This window comes from Synechococcus sp. MU1625, from assembly GCF_020514205.1.
Taxonomy (GTDB): domain Bacteria; phylum Cyanobacteriota; class Cyanobacteriia; order PCC-6307; family Cyanobiaceae; genus Parasynechococcus.
In genome coordinates this window covers 41,445-57,121 of sequence record NZ_VTLA01000011.1, presented here as the reverse complement: position 1 = coordinate 57,121, position 15,677 = coordinate 41,445, and the positions used below count along the sequence as shown (strand labels likewise).

Annotated in this window: 20 protein-coding genes and 1 pseudogene; 13 read left to right on the top strand and 8 right to left on the bottom strand. The window is 60.6% G+C overall.

Annotated elements, in window-relative coordinates; genetic code table 11:
• A pseudogene (locus FZX13_RS12605) lies at positions 1 to 119 on the bottom strand (photosystem II D2 protein (photosystem q(a) protein)); the annotation flags it as partial.
• 188 nt (positions 120 to 307) lie between these two features.
• On the opposite strand from FZX13_RS12605, the gene FZX13_RS12600 reads away from it, so the two are divergent.
• Both FZX13_RS12600 and FZX13_RS12595 read left to right on the top strand, forming a co-directional pair.
• On the top strand, positions 308 to 844 hold the full coding sequence (locus FZX13_RS12600; protein WP_115025401.1) for a photosystem I assembly protein Ycf4: 537 nt from the start codon (positions 308 to 310) through the stop codon (positions 842 to 844).
• Between the two features lie 4 nt (positions 845 to 848).
• Positions 849 to 1,520 carry a peptidylprolyl isomerase gene (locus FZX13_RS12595; protein ID WP_166017331.1) on the top strand — a complete coding sequence of 224 codons (672 nt, stop codon included), beginning with the start codon at positions 849 to 851 and terminating at the stop codon, positions 1,518 to 1,520.
• A gap of 2 nt (positions 1,521 to 1,522) precedes the next feature.
• On the opposite strand, the gene ilvN is transcribed toward FZX13_RS12595, so the two are convergent.
• Together ilvN and FZX13_RS12585 are read right to left on the bottom strand one after the other, a co-directional pair.
• Positions 1,523 to 2,053: an acetolactate synthase small subunit gene (gene ilvN / locus FZX13_RS12590; RefSeq protein ID WP_115025349.1), complete on the bottom strand. Its 531-nt coding sequence runs from the start codon at positions 2,051 to 2,053 to the stop codon at positions 1,523 to 1,525.
• On the bottom strand, positions 2,025 to 2,990 hold the full coding sequence (locus tag FZX13_RS12585) for an alpha/beta fold hydrolase (RefSeq protein ID WP_226398890.1): 966 nt from the start codon (positions 2,988 to 2,990) through the stop codon (positions 2,025 to 2,027). The genes ilvN and FZX13_RS12585 overlap by 29 nt, the downstream gene beginning before the upstream one ends.
• Between FZX13_RS12585 and FZX13_RS12580 the strand changes: the two genes are divergently transcribed.
• The 5 genes from FZX13_RS12580 to FZX13_RS12560 are packed head-to-tail and all read left to right on the top strand — an operon-like array spanning position 2,974 to position 6,391.
• On the top strand, positions 2,974 to 4,158 hold the full coding sequence (locus FZX13_RS12580) for a N2,N2-dimethylguanosine tRNA methyltransferase (protein ID WP_226409833.1): 1,185 nt from the start codon (positions 2,974 to 2,976) through the stop codon (positions 4,156 to 4,158). The two genes, FZX13_RS12585 and FZX13_RS12580, sit on opposite strands and share 17 nt — an antisense overlap.
• A gap of 28 nt (positions 4,159 to 4,186) precedes the next feature.
• Positions 4,187 to 4,288 carry a cytochrome b6-f complex subunit PetM gene (gene petM, locus FZX13_RS12575; protein ID WP_038553686.1) on the top strand — a complete coding sequence of 34 codons (102 nt, stop codon included), beginning with the start codon at positions 4,187 to 4,189 and terminating at the stop codon, positions 4,286 to 4,288.
• A gap of 56 nt (positions 4,289 to 4,344) precedes the next feature.
• On the top strand, positions 4,345 to 5,307 hold the full coding sequence (locus FZX13_RS12570) for an NAD(P)H-binding protein (protein WP_226409832.1): 963 nt from the start codon (positions 4,345 to 4,347) through the stop codon (positions 5,305 to 5,307).
• Positions 5,308 to 5,360: 53 nt separating this feature from the next.
• Entirely contained in the window at positions 5,361 to 5,576 is a 216-nt protein-coding gene (locus FZX13_RS12565) for a hypothetical protein (protein WP_006851288.1), read from the top strand.
• A complete protein-coding gene (locus FZX13_RS12560) occupies positions 5,576 to 6,391 on the top strand; it encodes a methyltransferase domain-containing protein (protein WP_226409831.1) in 816 nt (271 codons plus the stop codon). The genes FZX13_RS12565 and FZX13_RS12560 overlap by 1 nt, the downstream gene beginning before the upstream one ends.
• Here the strand turns inward: FZX13_RS12560 and FZX13_RS12555 are convergent.
• Complete coding sequence (locus FZX13_RS12555; protein WP_226409830.1) at positions 6,336 to 6,986, bottom strand: pseudouridine synthase; 651 nt, start codon at positions 6,984 to 6,986, stop codon at positions 6,336 to 6,338. The two genes, FZX13_RS12560 and FZX13_RS12555, sit on opposite strands and share 56 nt — an antisense overlap.
• Positions 6,987 to 7,187: 201 nt before the next feature.
• Here FZX13_RS12555 and infA point away from each other — a divergent pair, with 201 nt between their 5' ends.
• Complete coding sequence (gene infA, locus FZX13_RS12550) at positions 7,188 to 7,457, top strand: translation initiation factor IF-1 (RefSeq protein WP_006041809.1); 270 nt, start codon at positions 7,188 to 7,190, stop codon at positions 7,455 to 7,457.
• Positions 7,458 to 7,469: 12 nt separating this feature from the next.
• Here infA and trxB read toward each other — a convergent pair whose 3' ends face one another.
• The 3 genes from trxB to FZX13_RS12535 form a co-directional block, all read right to left on the bottom strand.
• Entirely contained in the window at positions 7,470 to 8,852 is a 1,383-nt protein-coding gene (trxB, locus tag FZX13_RS12545; RefSeq protein WP_226409829.1) for a thioredoxin-disulfide reductase, read from the bottom strand.
• Positions 8,853 to 8,959: 107 nt separating this feature from the next.
• Complete coding sequence (locus FZX13_RS12540; protein ID WP_115025341.1) at positions 8,960 to 9,208, bottom strand: hypothetical protein; 249 nt, start codon at positions 9,206 to 9,208, stop codon at positions 8,960 to 8,962.
• Positions 9,209 to 9,305: 97 nt separating this feature from the next.
• Entirely contained in the window at positions 9,306 to 10,667 is a 1,362-nt protein-coding gene (locus tag FZX13_RS12535; protein WP_370630826.1) for a DEAD/DEAH box helicase, read from the bottom strand.
• A 136-nt stretch (positions 10,668 to 10,803) separates the two neighbouring features.
• Between FZX13_RS12535 and FZX13_RS12530 the strand changes: the two genes are divergently transcribed.
• Complete coding sequence (locus FZX13_RS12530; protein ID WP_166016973.1) at positions 10,804 to 11,037, top strand: hypothetical protein; 234 nt, start codon at positions 10,804 to 10,806, stop codon at positions 11,035 to 11,037.
• Positions 11,038 to 11,070: 33 nt separating this feature from the next.
• On the opposite strand, the gene FZX13_RS12525 is transcribed toward FZX13_RS12530, so the two are convergent.
• Positions 11,071 to 11,649, bottom strand: coding sequence for an EF-1 guanine nucleotide exchange domain-containing protein (locus FZX13_RS12525; protein ID WP_115025339.1), 579 nt, complete (start codon positions 11,647 to 11,649; stop codon positions 11,071 to 11,073).
• A gap of 128 nt (positions 11,650 to 11,777) precedes the next feature.
• Between FZX13_RS12525 and FZX13_RS12520 the strand changes: the two genes are divergently transcribed.
• From FZX13_RS12520 to FZX13_RS12505, 4 genes are read left to right on the top strand one after another with little or no spacing between them, the layout of a single operon-like run.
• Positions 11,778 to 12,917: a Re/Si-specific NAD(P)(+) transhydrogenase subunit alpha gene (locus tag FZX13_RS12520; protein WP_226409828.1), complete on the top strand. Its 1,140-nt coding sequence runs from the start codon at positions 11,778 to 11,780 to the stop codon at positions 12,915 to 12,917.
• Complete coding sequence (locus FZX13_RS12515) at positions 12,917 to 13,213, top strand: NAD(P) transhydrogenase subunit alpha (protein WP_115025338.1); 297 nt, start codon at positions 12,917 to 12,919, stop codon at positions 13,211 to 13,213. The genes FZX13_RS12520 and FZX13_RS12515 overlap by 1 nt, the downstream gene beginning before the upstream one ends.
• Positions 13,213 to 14,634 (top strand): NAD(P)(+) transhydrogenase (Re/Si-specific) subunit beta, encoded by a 1,422-nt coding sequence (locus FZX13_RS12510; RefSeq protein ID WP_115095226.1) that lies wholly within the window; start codon positions 13,213 to 13,215, stop codon positions 14,632 to 14,634. Before FZX13_RS12515 ends, FZX13_RS12510 begins: the two co-directional genes overlap by 1 nt.
• Positions 14,634 to 15,665 (top strand): alpha/beta fold hydrolase, encoded by a 1,032-nt coding sequence (locus tag FZX13_RS12505; RefSeq protein WP_226409827.1) that lies wholly within the window; start codon positions 14,634 to 14,636, stop codon positions 15,663 to 15,665. Before FZX13_RS12510 ends, FZX13_RS12505 begins: the two co-directional genes overlap by 1 nt.
• Positions 15,666 to 15,677 lie beyond the last annotated feature (12 nt).

Here is a 15,677-nt window from a genome sequence, read left to right as displayed (position 1 = left end):
GCCGTTGGAAGAAGAAGGATGCCAGACCAGCCAATGAATACGAAGCGGTCGCGCTTGAGCCAGTCATCGAGGACGTCGAACCATCCCCGCTGTGGCGCGCGTCCTACAGCGATCGTCATGAGAGGTGAACGGTGCGGAAAGCCGCAGGCTGTGGGATACGCCGCGACCTTAACAATCTTCAAGCGTCCTGCGGGGCTGAATTTACTGAGCTGAAACCCCTCGTATCGCTTTGTTTCTTAGGGATTTTTTCCTATTTCGACGCATGGGCCTTTCTGCGGTCACAATGGCGCTTCGTTCTGGCTGGGTCATGTCCGCAGCAGTGCTCGAGCAAACCGTGCTCGGCTCCCGTCGTCTCTCGAATTATCTGGTGGCATCTGCCGTCACCATTGGCGGAGTGGGCTTCCTTCTGGCTTCGCTGTCGAGTTATCTCGGTCGTGATCTCCTGCCTCTGGGCCATCCGGCTGCTTTGGTGTTCGTGCCGCAGGGGCTGGTCATGGGGTTGTACAGCCTCGCTGCGGCGTTGCTGGCCACCTATCTGTGGTACGTCATCGGTGTGAATGTCGGCGGCGGCAGTAACCGGTTCGACAAGGACGCCGGTGTGGTGACGATTAGCCGTCGCGGTTTCCGCAAGCCCGTTCTGGTGGAGATCCCTCTCAAGGACGTGAAGGCCGTGAAAGTCGAGGTGCGTGATGGCTTTAATGCTCGACGTCGTGTTGCCCTGAGAATTCAGGGAAGGCGTGACATGCCACTGACCCGTGTCGGCGAACCGCTGCCTCTGGCGCAGTTGGAGCAGGACGGTGCTGAGCTGGCCCGCTTCCTTGGCGTCAATCTCGAGGGGCTCTGATCCGATGCGTCGTTTTCGTTTGTGGACGCTGCTGTTTCTCATCCCCCTGCTGGTGAGTTGCAGTCCCTCTCCGCGTGCCTCCGTCGTGACGGGCTGCGCTGATGCTCAGGCGGCCTGCCTCCAGGGGCTGGCCACCATCACCATGCAGACGAGCCAGGGCGAGTTCACGATTGAAGTGAACGGAGATGCTGCACCGCTCACCTCCGGAAATTTTGTTGATCTGGTGAGGCGCGGCACCTACGACGGAACGATGTTTCATCGTGTTGTTCGCGAGCCTGTTCCCTTTGTTGTGCAAGGGGGGGATCCGCAATCCAGCGATCGATCCGTTCCCTTGGGGCAGCTCGGAACGGGCAGCTTTGTTGACCCCGCCAATGGTCAAGCTCGGATGATCCCCCTCGAAATCAAGTTTCGATCGGAGACGCAGCCCCGATACAGCAGGGTCAGCACCAATCCCGCTGACCTCGATGGTCTGGAGCTGACCCATGAACGGGGGGCCGTGGCCATGGCCCGTTCCCAGGCGCCGGATTCCGCTAGTGCACAGTTTTATGTGGCTTTGCGCCCCTTGCCGGAACTGGATGGTCGTTACGCCGTCTTCGGCCGTGTCGTGGACGGCATGGATGTGGTGGATGCGATTCAGCAGGGAGATCGCATTACCAAGGCAGCGCTAAAGGAGTGAACTCAGGCCGGGACCCTGCTCTGGCTCGGGGACACCTTCAGCATTTCTGTGTTCACCCCTGAAGCCCGCTCGAGCGCCACCTTGCCGGTGCGGGCAATTTCGAGAATTCCGAAGGGAGCCATTAACCGTTCCAGGGCTACCAGTTTCCCGGGATCTCCCACCACTTCCAGGGTCATGGCCTCATCGGCCACATCCACGACCTTGGCCCTGAAGACCTGAACGAGTTCGAAAACAGCGCTCCGGGATGCTGCCGGTGCTGAGACTTTCAACAGCATCAACTCCCGTTCCACAGCGGGTCGCTGGGTGAGGTCCAACACCTGAAGCACATTCACCAGTTTGTCCAGCTGTTTGGTCATCTGCTGGAGCGTCTGGTCATCGCCTTCAACAACCATGGTCAGTCGAGACTGCCCTTCCGCCTCCGCTGGACCGACTGCCAGGCTGTCGATATTGAAACCGCGTCGGGCGAAGAGTCCTGCGATCCGGCTGAGTGCTCCGGATTCGTCCTCAACCACCACCGAGAGGGTGTGTTTCATCGCCGCTGGTCGTCCCCTGCCGGTCTGGTCCTCCCAAGTTACGGTCCAGCCAGGGCAACAACACAGAAAGGAAGCGATCGGGCGCTTCGTCATGGGGGCAGTGACCGCAGCGATCCAGCACGCGCAGTACGAGTTGTGGATGCGTGGCTGCCAGGGATTCCCCGATAGCCAGGGGCACAAATCGATCCTGACGTCCCCAGATCAGAAGCATGGGGGATTGGAGCTGCTCGAGCAGTGCGGGGGCAGTGGCTCCTCTGGGGCGCTTCGACATGCCCAGGCTCATGCCCCGGAGGGCCTGAGCTGCCGTGGGCCTTCGGGCAGGACGGGCAACCAGCTGAAGTAGTTCTTGATCGGATTGGATCGAACTCCAGTAGGCCCCCTGTAGCCCGGCTTTGAGCAAACCTGTGCGCGCGATCAAGGGCACCACAAGCTCAAGAGGCAGAAGGTGCAGAACCAGCCAAAGCAGGCGCCGCTGCCAGCGCCGTCGCCAGGGCGAGCGACGTTTCGGTAGCGGTTGGATCAGGGCGGGGTCCGGTAGCGGAGCTGCAACTACCGCTTGCACCCTGTCGGGCCGCAGCACCGCTGCGGTGAGCGCAGTCAGGCCCCCCAAGGAGTTGCCGATCACCACCGCTGGTCCTTGAACCACTTGATCGAGGAACGCGCAGACCTGCTGCGCCCAGAGCCGGTTGTCCATTGGCCGCGCCGGCTGGGCGGATTGGCCGAAACCCAGCAGATCCAGGCTGTAGACCCGCCAGCCATGTTCAGCCAATCGCGGCGCAAAGTGGCGCCAGTGTCCGCTGGCGGCGCCGAAGCCGTGCAACAGCAGCAGAGCGGGTCCCGCTTCAGGGCCGCTGACGCGCCAGTGGCAGGGCCAGCCTCTCCAGCACCAGGTGCTTGGAACTCCCCACTCGGCAGTCTGGATGGCAGCAGACGGCACCCTTCTGACCTCAACCGATCATCACTATCGCGAAGGTCTGGCTGAGTTCAGCCTTGGCCCAGGGTTTTTCAGGCCTGAGTCACGCCCGGCACGCGATCTGTCGGTGTTGCTGGCCCGCTACCAGAAGGCAAGCGCAACGCAACCACTCCGTTGGCTTGATCTGATGGCCGGTTGCGGGATCAGGGCGCTGCGCTGGGGCCTGGAGGCGTTGGGCAGCGATGCCGCTGAGACAGAGCTCTGGATCAACGATGGTGATCCGGATCGGCTGCCGCTGATCCAGTCCAATGTGCAGGCATTGGGGTGCTCAACGCGGCTCAGCGCGGAGGCGGCAGATTTGTTGCTTTATCGGTCGATCCTTCAGCGTCAGCGGTTCGATTTCATCGACCTCGATGCCTTTGGGGCTTCGGGGAGCTTGATTCAGCCGGTCCTTCAGGCTTTGCGCTTCGACGGCCTGTTGTTTCTGGCATCGACGGATGGCCGTTCCCCCACCGGTCATGACCGTGTTGGTGCGATTCGAAGCCTTGGTGCCGCAGCCCGCGTGCATCCCGCTAGCTGGGAAATGGCCCTGCGGCAGCAGATCGGCCTGGTGGCCCGGCAGGCCTGGCTTCTGGGCCACGGTGTGCAGCCCCTGTTCAGCTTCAGTGAAGGGCGCACCTTTCGCCTCGCCCTGCGCTTGCTGCGTCAGATCCCAGCGGGCGATGAGAAGAAGCTTGGGCTGGTGGCGCGTTGTGAACGATGCGGTGCTCAACGGGTGCAGCCTCTGCTGAAGCTCAGCGGCTGGCCTGCTTGTCATTGCGTGGACGGTCAGGGGAGGTGGAGCATCAGTGGCCCTTTGTGGATTGGTCCTCTGCAGGAAGAGCCTCTTTTGCAGCAGCTCATTGCCGATGCCCAAGACCTTGGTCTTCAGCAGATCAGCCCTGTCACCCTGCGCTTGTTACAGCGCCTGCAGGCGGATCCGGGGGATTGCCCTACGGTCTGGCCTACAGATGAGCTGGCCTCGCGATTGGGAGGCGGTGGGCCGCCAGCCCTCGCTCGACTGGTGCAGGCGCTCCATGCCGAGGGCTACCGCGCAAGTGCCAGTGGAGTCATGCCAGCACAGGTTCGAACCGATGCGGAATTGCCGCAGCTGTTACAGATCTGCACCAGCCTGCGGGGGGAAGGGATTTAAATGGGCGTGCGATCGCTTTGCCCAGACCATGGCTGCTGAGATTTTTGGAACTGCTGCGATCTTCTGGGTGTTGATTCCCATCGGCCTCGCTGGTGGTGCTCTGCTGCTGAAACTGCAGGGCGACGACTAAAGCAGTCGCTTTGAAGCGGGGGCCATTAGGCTCCCCTCTTCGCGAGGAAGGCGCCGATGCAAGTGCTTGTGGTGGGTGGCACGGGCACCCTGGGACGACAGATCGCCCGTCGTGCCATCGATGCCGGCCACCAGGTGCGTTGCATGGTGCGGGCGCCCCGCAAGGCAGCTTTTCTTCAGGAATGGGGTTGTGAGTTGACCCGTGGCGACCTGCTCGAACCAGACAGCCTGGATTACGCCCTTGAAGGCGTCGATGCAGTTATCGATGCGTCCACAAGTCGGCCCAACGATCCACGCAGCATCTACGAGACGGATTGGGACGGAAAGCTCAATCTGCTTCGTGCCTGCGAAAGGGCTGGTGTCAAGCGTTTTGTCTTTCTCTCCTTGCTGGGAGCCCATCAGCATCGCGATGTTCCATTGATGGACATCAAGGCCTGCACGGAGAAGCTGCTGGAGTCATCGGATCTGGATTACACGATCCTGCAGGGTGCTGCGTTCATGCAGGGGGTGATCAGCCAGTTCGCCATCCCTGTTTTGGAGAGCCAAACCGTTTGGGTCAGTGGCAGCCCTACGGCCATTGCCTACATGAACACCCAGGACATGGCTCGATTCGCTGTTGCGGCTCTCGAGAGGCCGGAGACCGTTCGCAGTACCTATCCGGTCGTCGGGCCTAAGCCCTGGAACACCGGTGAATTGGTGCAGCTGTGCGAACGCTGCAGTGGCAAGACGGCCAGGGTGTTTCGGGTTCAGCCCTTCTTGATCAACCTGATGCAGGGTGTGGCCTCCTTCTTTGAGCCTGCCGTCAACGTGGCGGAGCGGCTTGCATTTGCCGAGGTCACCGGTAGCGGTCAGACCCTCGACGCTCCGATGCAAACCAGCTACGCAGCGTTTGGTCTCGACGAATCCGAAACCACCGAGATGGAGAGTTACATCAGTGAGTACTACGACACGATCTTGAAGCGTTTGCGTGAGATGGAAGCGGATCTCGACAAGGACGCGAAGAAAAAGCTCCCCTTCTGAACCTTGATGCTTCTTGGTTCTTTTGTACTATCGCCTTAATTGATCCTTTTCTGATGGCTGTCGCTCAGCTCAAAAATCTGCAGCGGCGTCTGCAGTTGTTGTCGGATGAAGCAGAACAGGGTCTCAACCGTGTTTGCGGTCATGAGTTGTGGAAGTCGGTGGGGCCCGATGCGGTTGATGGTGTGGCGGATCCGGACCGTCGCGCCGAGGCCAACTACTGGTACGGCCAGTGGAATGTGGTGCGTGAGCTGCAGGAGGCCATCGGCTGATGGCTGAGTCGTGTTGTCCTCCCTCTCAGCCCCAGTCTCTGGATCAAACACAGGCTGTTGAAGCCCGTTACGGAGCCGCTGCACACGAGCAGGAAGCTTGCTTGTGCACCCCGGTTGGCTTCGACCCTGCCCTGCTGAGAGTGATTCCCGATGCTGTTGTCGAGCGTGATTACGGCTGCGGTGATCCCACCAGATGGGTGAAGCAGGGTGATCGTGTGCTCGACCTTGGCAGCGGCAGCGGTAAAAACGCCTTCATCTGCAGCCAAATTGTCGGAAAGTCCGGCAGCGTCACCGGTGTCGATCGCAATGACGACATGCTTGTCCTGTCGCGGTCGGCGATCCCGGTCGTGGCGTCAGCAGTGGGGTTCGACAACGTCCGTTTTGTTGATGGAGCCATCGAAGCCCTTGATGCGCCTGCTGCCGGGGGAGAGCCCCTGATTGCCGATGCCTCAATGGATGTTGTGCTGAGCAACTGTGTGCTCAATCTGGTGAATCCATCCTCCCGCGACAGGCTTCTGGCAAACATTCGCCGGGTTCTTGCTCCCGGCGGACGGGTTGCCATTAGCGACATCGTCTGCGATCAGGTTGTGCCCCTGCGTTTGCAGCAGGACCCTGATCTTTGGAGTGGGTGTATCAGTGGCGCCTGGCAGGAGCAGGATTTCTTGGAAGCCTTCGAGGCCCTTGGTTTTGAGCAGGTTCGCTATGCAGAGCGCAGCGAAAAGCCCTGGCGCGAGGTGGAGGGCATTGCGTTTCGCGCGGTCACCCTCGTCGGTTCCCTCCCCGACGAGGGCCAGAAGAGATCGGCTTGCTGCTGATGAGCTTGTTGAGCCGCTCCTGTTCAGCACCTGTCACTGCACGCCAGTCTCCGGCTTGAAGTTCTTTCAGGTCCAGCGCTGGTCCATTGTCCATCAAGTCAATGCAGCAGCGCACCAAACGCAATGTCGGTAGTCCGACGGCTGCAGTCATGCGTCGCACTTGCCGGTTGCGTCCTTCGGTAAGTGACAGCTGTAGCCAGCTGGTGGGGATCTTGGCGCGGTAACGAATGGGAGGCCTTCTATCGGGGAGTTGCGGTTGGTCGAGCCCTTGAAGCCACTGTGCTTTCGCCGGCAGGGTGCGACGGCCTTGAATGACAACACCATCCCGAAGCTGTTGCAGCTGTTCGATGGTGGGCGTGCCTTCGACTTGCGCCCAGTAGCTGCGCCAATGGCCAAAGCGTGGGTCGGTGAGGCGCTGTTGCAGGCGACCGTTGCTGGTGAGGATCAGCAGCCCCTCGCTGTCGGCATCAAGACGCCCAGCGGCGTAGACCTGGGGCACGTCAATAAAGTCGCTCAAGCACCCCCAACGGCTCCCTTCCTCCGGCGTGAATTGACTCAAGACCCCAAAGGGTTTGTTCAGCAGCAGCGTCGTCAAGTCAGCTCGCGTTCTCTCGCATCCTCCACAGGTTGACCACGCCGACGGAGATCAGCAGCAGACCGAGATCCATGCTCAACGGGGGAAGAATCACGGCAGGGGGAGAGGGGTCGGCGTTGGAGCTTAAGGGCTCTGTTCTCTCGGCGGGGCGCAAGTGGCCTTCTAAACTGATACCAGCAAGACAGAATTGGCTACCGACGCATGATCGAAACCTCGGGCGTGATCGAGAAGGAACAGGGCAACGGGTTCTATCTGGTCACCCTCGAGCAGCCTGCAGGCCACCAATGCCTTTGCAGAGCGGCTGGAAAGCTCACCAAGTTTCGAATCAAATTGCTCGCCGGTGACAAGGTTCTGGTGGAAATCAGCCCCTATGACCTCACCCGTGGCCGCATCACCTATCGGGAGCGCAATGCGGGTGCTCCTGGTGGTCGTCCCGGTGGAAACCGCCCTGGTGGACCTCGCCGTCGTTGATGTCCGCTGCCCTCAGGCGGCAGCCTGAAGGCAGGATTCAATCGCAGCCTTGAATTCGCTGCGCTGCTTGACGCCGCGCCATTGCTTCACCATCGCTTTCTGGTGGAACAGCTGAACTGTGGGTGTGCCATTGACCCCTGCCTGTTCAGCGATCTGCTGATCAGCTTCGATGTCGATGACAACAGCCTGGGCAGATCCATTCAGCTCTTCAATCACCCGTCGCAGCTGAGGCTTCAGCACGTGGCAAGGGCCGCAGCTTGGTGAGGTATAGATCACAAGCAGAGGCTTCGTGCTGTCGTGATAAAGCTTGCGCAGGGCAAAGCTTCCCTTCTGCCACAGACCTTGAGGGTCATAGGTGGCTTCTGTGGTGACCTCCACGTTGACCGGACGTTCCGCCACCGCTGGCTCCACGTCTTGGCGTTGCACCCGGGTTGCCAGGTTGTGATGGCTTAGCCAGCGCTCTGCTGCCAAGGCTGCTTTGCAGCCACTTCCGGCTGCGGTGATGCCCTGACGCCATTCAGCATCAGCCACATCGCCGGCAGCGAAGACGCCCTCCAAGGACGTTTCCGGACGCCCCACTTCCGTTTTCAGATAACCCTTCTCATCGAGATCAAGTTGCCCCTGAAGCAGATCAGTGTTGGGGGTGTGGCCAATGGCATAGAAGAGCCCTTTGACAGCAAGGCTCTGAGAACTGCCTTCATTGCGATCCCGCAGGGTCATCGACTGCATCCATTCATCTCCGCTGACGTCAACGATCTCGCTGTTCCAGTGCACGGTGATGGCGTCATTGGCCAAGACCCGATCAGCCATGGCTGCGCTGGCACGGAGCTTGTCCGAGCGCACCACCAAATGGACGTGGCTTCCGTATTTGGTGAGGTACACCGCTTCCTCGCAGGCGGAATCTCCGCCGCCGACCACGGCAAGCTCTTCGTTGCGGAACTGCGGCGTGGCCCCGTCACAGATCGCGCAGGCGCTGATGCCCTTGCTCCAAAAGGCACTCTCTGAGGGAAGTTTGAGACGGTTTGCACTGGCTCCGGTGGCGATCACCAGGGCATGGGTGTGGATGGTTTGACCGTCGACCTCAATGCGATAGGGCTTCGACGTCAGATCAATGCTGTCGGCATCGGCTTCCAGCAGGTGGGTGCCCCAACGAACAGCCTGGGACTTCATCAGATCCATCAGGTCAGGACCGAGAACACCATCCGGAAAACCGGGAAAATTCTCGACATGAGTCGTGGTCATCAACTGTCCGCCGGGGATACCCCCGCGTTGAAAGCCGGTGATCAGCAGCGGTTGGAGGTTGGCGCGTGCTGCATAGATGGCTGCCGTGTAACCGGCTGGGCCTGAACCGACGACAACCAGATTTTCGATGTGACCCGCACCGCCTTGAACCACCGCTAAAGCGAACTGACTATGAGTTAAATCTAAAGCCCTGCTTGAGTCAGTGGTGGATTGCAACCCGAAAAAAGATGTATCAGGCTTGAAGGAATTTAAGGTTGTTTTTAGATTTCAACCTGGGAATCGTTGGACGTTGGGTCGTGAATCGGCCGACGCTTGCTTGGATTGCGCGGAACGGCCAAAACATTGGCCTCAAGCATCTCCATGTTTTCTCCTATGCAAGTGATCCACTCGCAGAATTCTTGGGTGATGGCATAACTGTCTTCATAGCGCTCTTCCTTGTCCAGGACAGCGATGCGCGTGGATGCCCAGCCGCTTGCAACGATGACCCGGCGTTCCATTGCGGCATCCATAACTGACTCCTCGATGTTGATCAGGTTGACGGATCGGGGGTCCCATTCGGCCCACCTATTCGCACAAGTTCGCATTTTTCTCTGACCAAAGCTGTGTTCAGCGCTGCAAAAAAGTGGGCAATTCGGGTGTTTTCAGGCGGATCACCGCACCGGCTCCATCTTCAACCGCTTCGAGGGGAAGGCTGGGGCCGCGCCATGGCCCAACACCCTGCAGGTCATCCTGGGAGTCCTGGCCCTGAGGGCGCAGAACGTAAGGCTCTGCCACCGACCATGACCGTGCGTAGTCCATGAGCAGTGGGTCTGCCGGAGCGAAGACGAAGGAGGCTTCTCGGGGGATGGCTTCGCAGGCGGCCAGTTCTGGTGTCATCCGCACGGCCCGGGTGATGCCCTGCACAAAACGGCTGCGGGTCACAACGGTGGTCAGATAGGCAACCACCCTTAGGCGTGGTGCATCAAAGCCTTCCGCGCACATGTCAATGCTCACAAGCCAATCGGCACTTCCGCTTTGGAAGGCGTTCAAGCGTTCCGTCGCTTGGGGGCTCTGGGAATGAATCAGCTCCACCCGGTTGCCGTCTTCAATCAACACCCGGCTGATGGCCTCGGCGTGATTGATGTCGCGTGCGATGACAAGGCCAGCTGACTGTGGCTGACGCTCCTGAAGTTGATTCAGTTTCTGCTGCGCTCTCAATAGCACCTGCTGGCCAATGCTGCTGCTGTCGGCTAGGCGTATGGCACGACGCAGGTTGCGAGCACGCCAGCTTTCCCGCTGTTCGGACGAAAGGGGGGAAACGTTGCGATCGGGTAGTCCCTCGCGGCTGTGTTCCACCCAGCCGTCTTGAAAGCGGAACTCCAGGGGGCGGACATCCCCTGCCGCGATCAGGTCCCTTGGTTCCACGCAGAGATCCGGACGGATCTGCTCGACCCAGCCACCGTCGTCCAGTTGAACCCGGATTCGACGGGCGGCGCAGAACCCCAGGTTGTCGGCACGAAAGGGGGTTCCTGTGAGTCCCAGACGCAGGCTGACGGTGTTGGTCAGCTCCAGAAAGGTCTGCCCCCAGGCTGTTGCGTCCGGTTCGTCGGGATTGACGCCGAGATGGTGTGCCTCATCGGCGATCGCCATGCAGGCGCTTGTGCCCCATTCCTCAAGACGTGCTCGTAGCGCGTCGCGTTGACGACCCGCACCCTGATACGTCACCAAAAGACCGTCTGCTCCAAGGCTCTGTTCCGGCGTGCAGGGCCACTCCTCCAGCCGCAAGCCGAGACGAGCAGCGGCTGATTTCCATTGATTCAGGATTGAGGTCCGGTGGCAGAAGACCACGAAATGGTTCAGCCGGCCTAGATCCCGCATCGCGCGGAATCCCAGCAGGGCACCCAGTGTTTTCCCCGCTCCTGGGCCTGCAAACACAAGAAGGTCGCGGCTGCTGCCCTGAAGCTCAAGCCTGCGTCGCAGGAGTTGGATCAGCTGTTGCTGCCACTGTCTTGGTTGGACAGGTACTGGGTCCTGATCGGTGTTGACCTTGGACGGGAGGTTGAAGCTGACGGCTGAGATATCGCCCCCCCGGGAAGATGAGTCTTTTTAACCATTCTTTTGCGCCGTGGCATCTCTACCGTCCGGCCATCAGCTCCATCGGGATCGGGTCCCGCCCATCGCCATGGCCCAACGCTCCTTCTTCAGCAGCCCTCTCGATCAGCATCGCGATCAACTGGATGGCTGTTGGGAACTCGATTGCGACATCGACCCATTGATTCTTCGAGCGCGCGTTCTGCATCGCCGCGGAGAGCTGAGCTGGGCCCTTGGACTTGAACAGGAAGTGCTGCCGATCGTTTGATTCGGCAGCACGTTTTGGCGCCAGAGCCTTGCTTCAGAGCGCTTCAGCGTGGTTAACCACCAAGTGTTCCACTTCCATTAAGGCCTCTTCTGAGGCGGAGCGAGCGGCCTTGAAATCCCCCTTCGCTGAGTTCAGCATTTGCTCAGCGAGCCGATCCAGCAGCTCTTCCCGGCGTTCCTCAAGCATCGCCACGATTTCGGTTTCCACAAGCGTGCGGACCGCCTGGATGCGCAGGTCATCGTTCTCCGCTTCTGCAAATGTGCCCTGCACGAGTTCCTGGATGAACAGGCGGTGCACTTCGCTGCTGCGCAGAAAGCTTTCCGTGGCGTTGATCATCCCGTCAACCAGGGTTCGATCGGGCTCGCATTCGCCGTCATTCAACTTGAATTCCCAGTCGAGGTGCCGCCGCTGCCAGCCGGCTGTGTGCAGGCTGGGCATCACGCTTTGGGAGAAGGTGTCGACGGAGATTTCATAGATCCGCTCCGCCAGCCGTTCACACCAGTCCTTGCCGTGCAACTGGAGGGTGGACTGCATGGTTTCCCGTTCAACGGCGTGGCCGCCGTGGTGGCTGTGACAGAGGCCGTCGGGACACTCGATTGCGCTGAGACCCATGAGGAGCACAGAGGATGCACTTCACGTAGCAAGAGCAACAGAAGAGGGGGGCTTTCTTCAGGAAGCTTCCTGATGGCGAGAGGGTGACCCCGTAAGTAACCTCACTTGGGTCGGTGGTTGTGTTCCCCTTGCCCAGACTTCTGATACCGGTGGAGTCGACACCGGAAGAAACCCGGGTTGCGGCAACGCCCGACACGGTCAAAAAATTCATTTCGTTGGGCTGCAATGTGGCAGTCGAACGCGGAGCCGGTACAGCCTCCGGCTACCTCGATGAGGCTTATGCCGAGCAGGGTGCTGATTTGATCCATGCTGGAGATGCATCGGCCTGGAGTCAGGCGGATGTTCTGCTCTGTGTCCAATCGCCGAGCGAAGCCGGCCTAGCCCGCCTTCGCCACGGAGCGTTGGTGGTTGGTCTGCTCTCCCCCTACGCCAACGAAGACCTAACGGCAGGCCTTCAGCGCGGCGGTCTCTCTGCCATGGCGCTCGAACTGTTGCCGCGGATCAGCCGGGCTCAGTCTGCGGATGCTTTGTCCTCCCAGGCCAACATCGCTGGCTACAAGTCGGTGTTGCTGGCTTCCGCTGCTCTGGATCGTTACTTCCCGATGCTGATGACGGCAGCGGGCACCGTTCAACCTGCAAAGGTTGTGATTCTTGGAGCTGGTGTGGCGGGCCTTCAAGCGGTCGCCACAGCCCGCCGCCTTGGTGCAGTCGTCTATGTCAGTGACATCAGGCCGGCGGTCAAAGAGCAGGTTGAATCGCTCGGCGCCCGTTTCATTGAGCCACCTGAGTTGGAAGACAAGCCGGCTGAATCCGGCGGTTATGCCAAACAGGCCTCCGATGCATTCCTGGCTGCTCAGCGACAGCAGCTGTCTGATCAACTGGCTGAGGCCGATGTGGCCATCTGTACCGCCCAGGTGCCCGGTCGCCGGGCTCCGCGCCTGATCAGTGAAGACATGCTCGATCGGATGCGTCCAGGCGCTGTGGTGGTTGACCTGGCGGTGGCCCAGGGCGGTAACTGCGCCGACACCGTTCCTGGTCAGACCGTGGACCGTAAGGGTGTGAAGCTGATCGGTGGCAATGATCTGCCCTGCAGCGTTCCCAATCACGCCAGTGCGCTCTATGCCCGCAATCTCGTGGCTCTGTTGGAGCCCACCATGAAGGACGGTGTCCTTAGCATCAATCCCGAGGATGAACTGATCGCCGGCTGTCTGATCGCCCAGGACGGCAGCATCCGTCGTGGCGACGTCCTTACCCCAGGTGCCAACTGATGTTTGTTGAATTCCTTTGGGTTCTCCTGCTTGGCAGCCTGCTTGGGCTGGAGCTGATCGGCAAGGTCCCCCCCACCCTTCACACTCCGTTGATGAGTGGTGCCAATGCCATCTCGGGCATCACCGTCCTGGCAGCGCTCACCGCGATCATCAAGGCGGGCGATAACACCGTGGTATTGCTGCTCGGCTCCGTCTCGCTGGGCTTTGCCCTGTTCAACGTGATCGGGGGCTTCCTCGTGACCGACCGCATGCTGGCCATGTTCAGCCGCAAGCCTGCTCGCAAGGAGAACCGCTGATGTCTGACCTTCTGAAATACGCGATTGAGCTGGTTGCGGTTCTTTTGCTGGCCCTCGGCATCAAGGGGCTCTCCAAGGTGCGTTCAGCCCGGGGTGCCAATCAGCTGGCGGCTGTGGCCATGGGCCTAGCGGTGCTTGGTCTGCTGATCAACTATCTCGGCACCACCGGCATCAGCAGCGCGGCCTGGGTCTGGATCATTGCCGGCACGCTGGTGGGTGGTGTGCTCGGAGCCATCACCGCCCAGCGGGTGCCGATGACCTCGATGCCAGAGACCGTCGCCCTCTTCAACGGCTGCGGAGGCATGTCCTCGTTGCTGGTGGCATTGGCTGCTGCGCTTTATCCGGTGGCCCTTGATGCGGCGGGCCCTGTGGCCGTGGTGTCCATCGTTGTGTCTGTCTTCGTGGGTGCGATCACCTTCACAGGCTCCATCGTGGCCATGGCCAAGTTGCAGGGCTGGCTTTCCACGCCTGCTTGGATGCAAAGCAAGGGCCGGCATGTCGTCAACATCGCGCTGGCGGTGGCATCCCTCGTGGGTGCCATTGAGATGCTGCGCAACGCTGATTCAGGCACGGGCCTCTGGCTTCTGATGGCGGCCTCCGGCCTGCTGGGGATCGGTGTGACGCTGCCAATCGGCGGGGCTGATATGCCCGTGGTGATTTCGCTGCTGAACAGCTACTCGGGTGTGGCTGCGGCCGCCGCCGGTTTCGTGGTGGGAAGCCAGTTGCTGATCGTGGCGGGTGCCATGGTCGGTGCCGCCGGCCTGATCCTCACCCAGGTCATGTGCAACGGCATGAACCGTTCTCTGGTGTCTGTTCTGTTTGGTGGAGCTCTTGGTGCGACCACTGCCACAGGCGGTGGTGGTGGCGAATACACCAACATCACCAGCTGCAGCGTCGAGGAATGCGCCCTCACCCTGGAGGCTGCTGAACGGGTGGTGATTGTTCCTGGTTATGGCTTGGCTGTGGCCCAGGCGCAGCACACGCTGCGGGAAGTGACCCGTGTGCTGGAGAGCGCCGGCATTGATGTGGCCTATGCCATCCACCCTGTGGCTGGTCGCATGCCCGGCCACATGAACGTGCTCCTGGCTGAGGCGGATGTGCCTTACGAGCAGCTCCAGGAGATGGACCAGATCAATCCCGAGTTCCCTGCCACTGATGTGGTGCTGGTGTTGGGGGCGAATGACGTGGTCAACCCCCAGGCCAAGAGTGATCCCAATTCGCCGCTGTACGGCATGCCAGTGCTGGATGTGCAGGATGCACGCACGGTGTTCGTCGTGAAACGGGGTATGAGTGCCGGCTACTCCGGCATCAAGAACGATCTGTTCGAGCTCGCTAACACCTCGATGTTGTTTGGTGATGCGAAAAAGGTTCTTGGCGACCTCTTGGTGGAACTCAAAGATTTGGGTCTGGGCAAGAAGTGATGGGCCGCGGCGTGGATAACCCCCAGCTGCGTGAGCGGCTGGGTGTTGCTTCGTTTCAACAGCGCTGGCCTTGGATTGGTGGCGATCTGCAAACCCTGCGAGACACCCTGCGCGAGGTGGATCTTCCCCACGATCAAGGGGTTCCGATTCCAATCCCTGTGCCTGCCTTGCCCAGTGGGGCTGCCGCTGCTGGGGCCTTGTTGGCGCTGCTTGATCAGCCTGAAGGGGAAGCCAGAGGGCTGGTGTTGCTTCTGCACGGGCTGGGGGGATCCAGCTCTCGTGAAGGCCTAAGGCGGATGGGTGTGGCTTTGCAGGCTGCAGGTTTTGCAGTGCTGCGGCTGAATCTGCGCGGTGCTGATCCCGGCCGGCATCTGGCGGGTGGTACCTATGCAGCGCGCTGCAACAGTGATCTGCTGCCGGTGATTGCGCGGGCACGAGCGTTGGCGGCGGGACGCCCGCTGCTGGGGGCAGGCATCTCCTTGGGCGGCACGATGCTTCTCAATGCCTGTCTGGCATCGCCCGGTGTGCTCGATGGCCTTTTTTGTGCAAGCAGTCCGCTTGATCTGGCGGACTGCAGTGCCTCGATCGAACGCCCGCGCAATCGGATCTATCAACGCTGGCTGCTCAAGCGTTTGGTGCGACAGACCCTGGCAGATCCCTTTGGGGTGAGCAGCCAGGAGGAGTCCACGCTGCTGAAGTCGCCACCACGCTCAATCCGTGCCTTCGATAGCGCCGTGACAGCTCCACGTTGGGGATTCTCGGATGTGGAGGCGTACTACCGCGAGGCCTCACCTCTGCAGCATTTGGTGCTTGCCTGCAAAGCGATGCCGCCCACTTTGCTCCTGCAGGCCCTGGATGATCCCTGGGTCCCCGCCGACTCTGCGATGGATCTTGCTGAGGCGCTACCGCAGGAGGCTGCGATTCGCACGTTGTTCACGCCACGGGGAGGGCATAACGGCTTCCATGGCCGTAACGGCTGCTGGGGCGACCAGCTGGCGGCGGCCTGGCTCAGGGACGTTATTGCTCATTAAGCCGTGATCCCC

Bases quoted from the DNA above. Each gene is read 5' to 3' on its own strand.
- FZX13_RS12600 (WP_115025401.1), top strand. From the start codon at position 308: ATGTCCGCAGCAGTGCTCGAGCAAACCGTGCTCGGCTCCCGTCGTCTC.
- FZX13_RS12595 (WP_166017331.1), top strand. From the start codon at position 849: ATGCGTCGTTTTCGTTTGTGGACGCTGCTGTTTCTCATCCCCCTGCTG.
- ilvN (WP_115025349.1), bottom strand. From the start codon at position 2,053: ATGAAACACACCCTCTCGGTGGTGGTTGAGGACGAATCCGGAGCACTC.
- FZX13_RS12580 (WP_226409833.1), top strand. From the start codon at position 2,974: ATGGCAGCAGACGGCACCCTTCTGACCTCAACCGATCATCACTATCGC.
- petM (WP_038553686.1), top strand. From the start codon at position 4,187: ATGGCTGCTGAGATTTTTGGAACTGCTGCGATCTTCTGGGTGTTGATT.
- FZX13_RS12570 (WP_226409832.1), top strand. From the start codon at position 4,345: ATGCAAGTGCTTGTGGTGGGTGGCACGGGCACCCTGGGACGACAGATC.
- FZX13_RS12565 (WP_006851288.1), top strand. From the start codon at position 5,361: ATGGCTGTCGCTCAGCTCAAAAATCTGCAGCGGCGTCTGCAGTTGTTG.
- FZX13_RS12560 (WP_226409831.1), top strand. From the start codon at position 5,576: ATGGCTGAGTCGTGTTGTCCTCCCTCTCAGCCCCAGTCTCTGGATCAA.
- infA (WP_006041809.1), top strand. From the start codon at position 7,188: ATGATCGAAACCTCGGGCGTGATCGAGAAGGAACAGGGCAACGGGTTC.
- FZX13_RS12540 (WP_115025341.1), bottom strand. From the start codon at position 9,208: ATGGATGCCGCAATGGAACGCCGGGTCATCGTTGCAAGCGGCTGGGCA.
- FZX13_RS12525 (WP_115025339.1), bottom strand. From the start codon at position 11,649: ATGGGTCTCAGCGCAATCGAGTGTCCCGACGGCCTCTGTCACAGCCAC.
- FZX13_RS12515 (WP_115025338.1), top strand. From the start codon at position 12,917: ATGTTTGTTGAATTCCTTTGGGTTCTCCTGCTTGGCAGCCTGCTTGGG.
- FZX13_RS12510 (WP_115095226.1), top strand. From the start codon at position 13,213: ATGTCTGACCTTCTGAAATACGCGATTGAGCTGGTTGCGGTTCTTTTG.
- FZX13_RS12505 (WP_226409827.1), top strand. From the start codon at position 14,634: ATGGGCCGCGGCGTGGATAACCCCCAGCTGCGTGAGCGGCTGGGTGTT.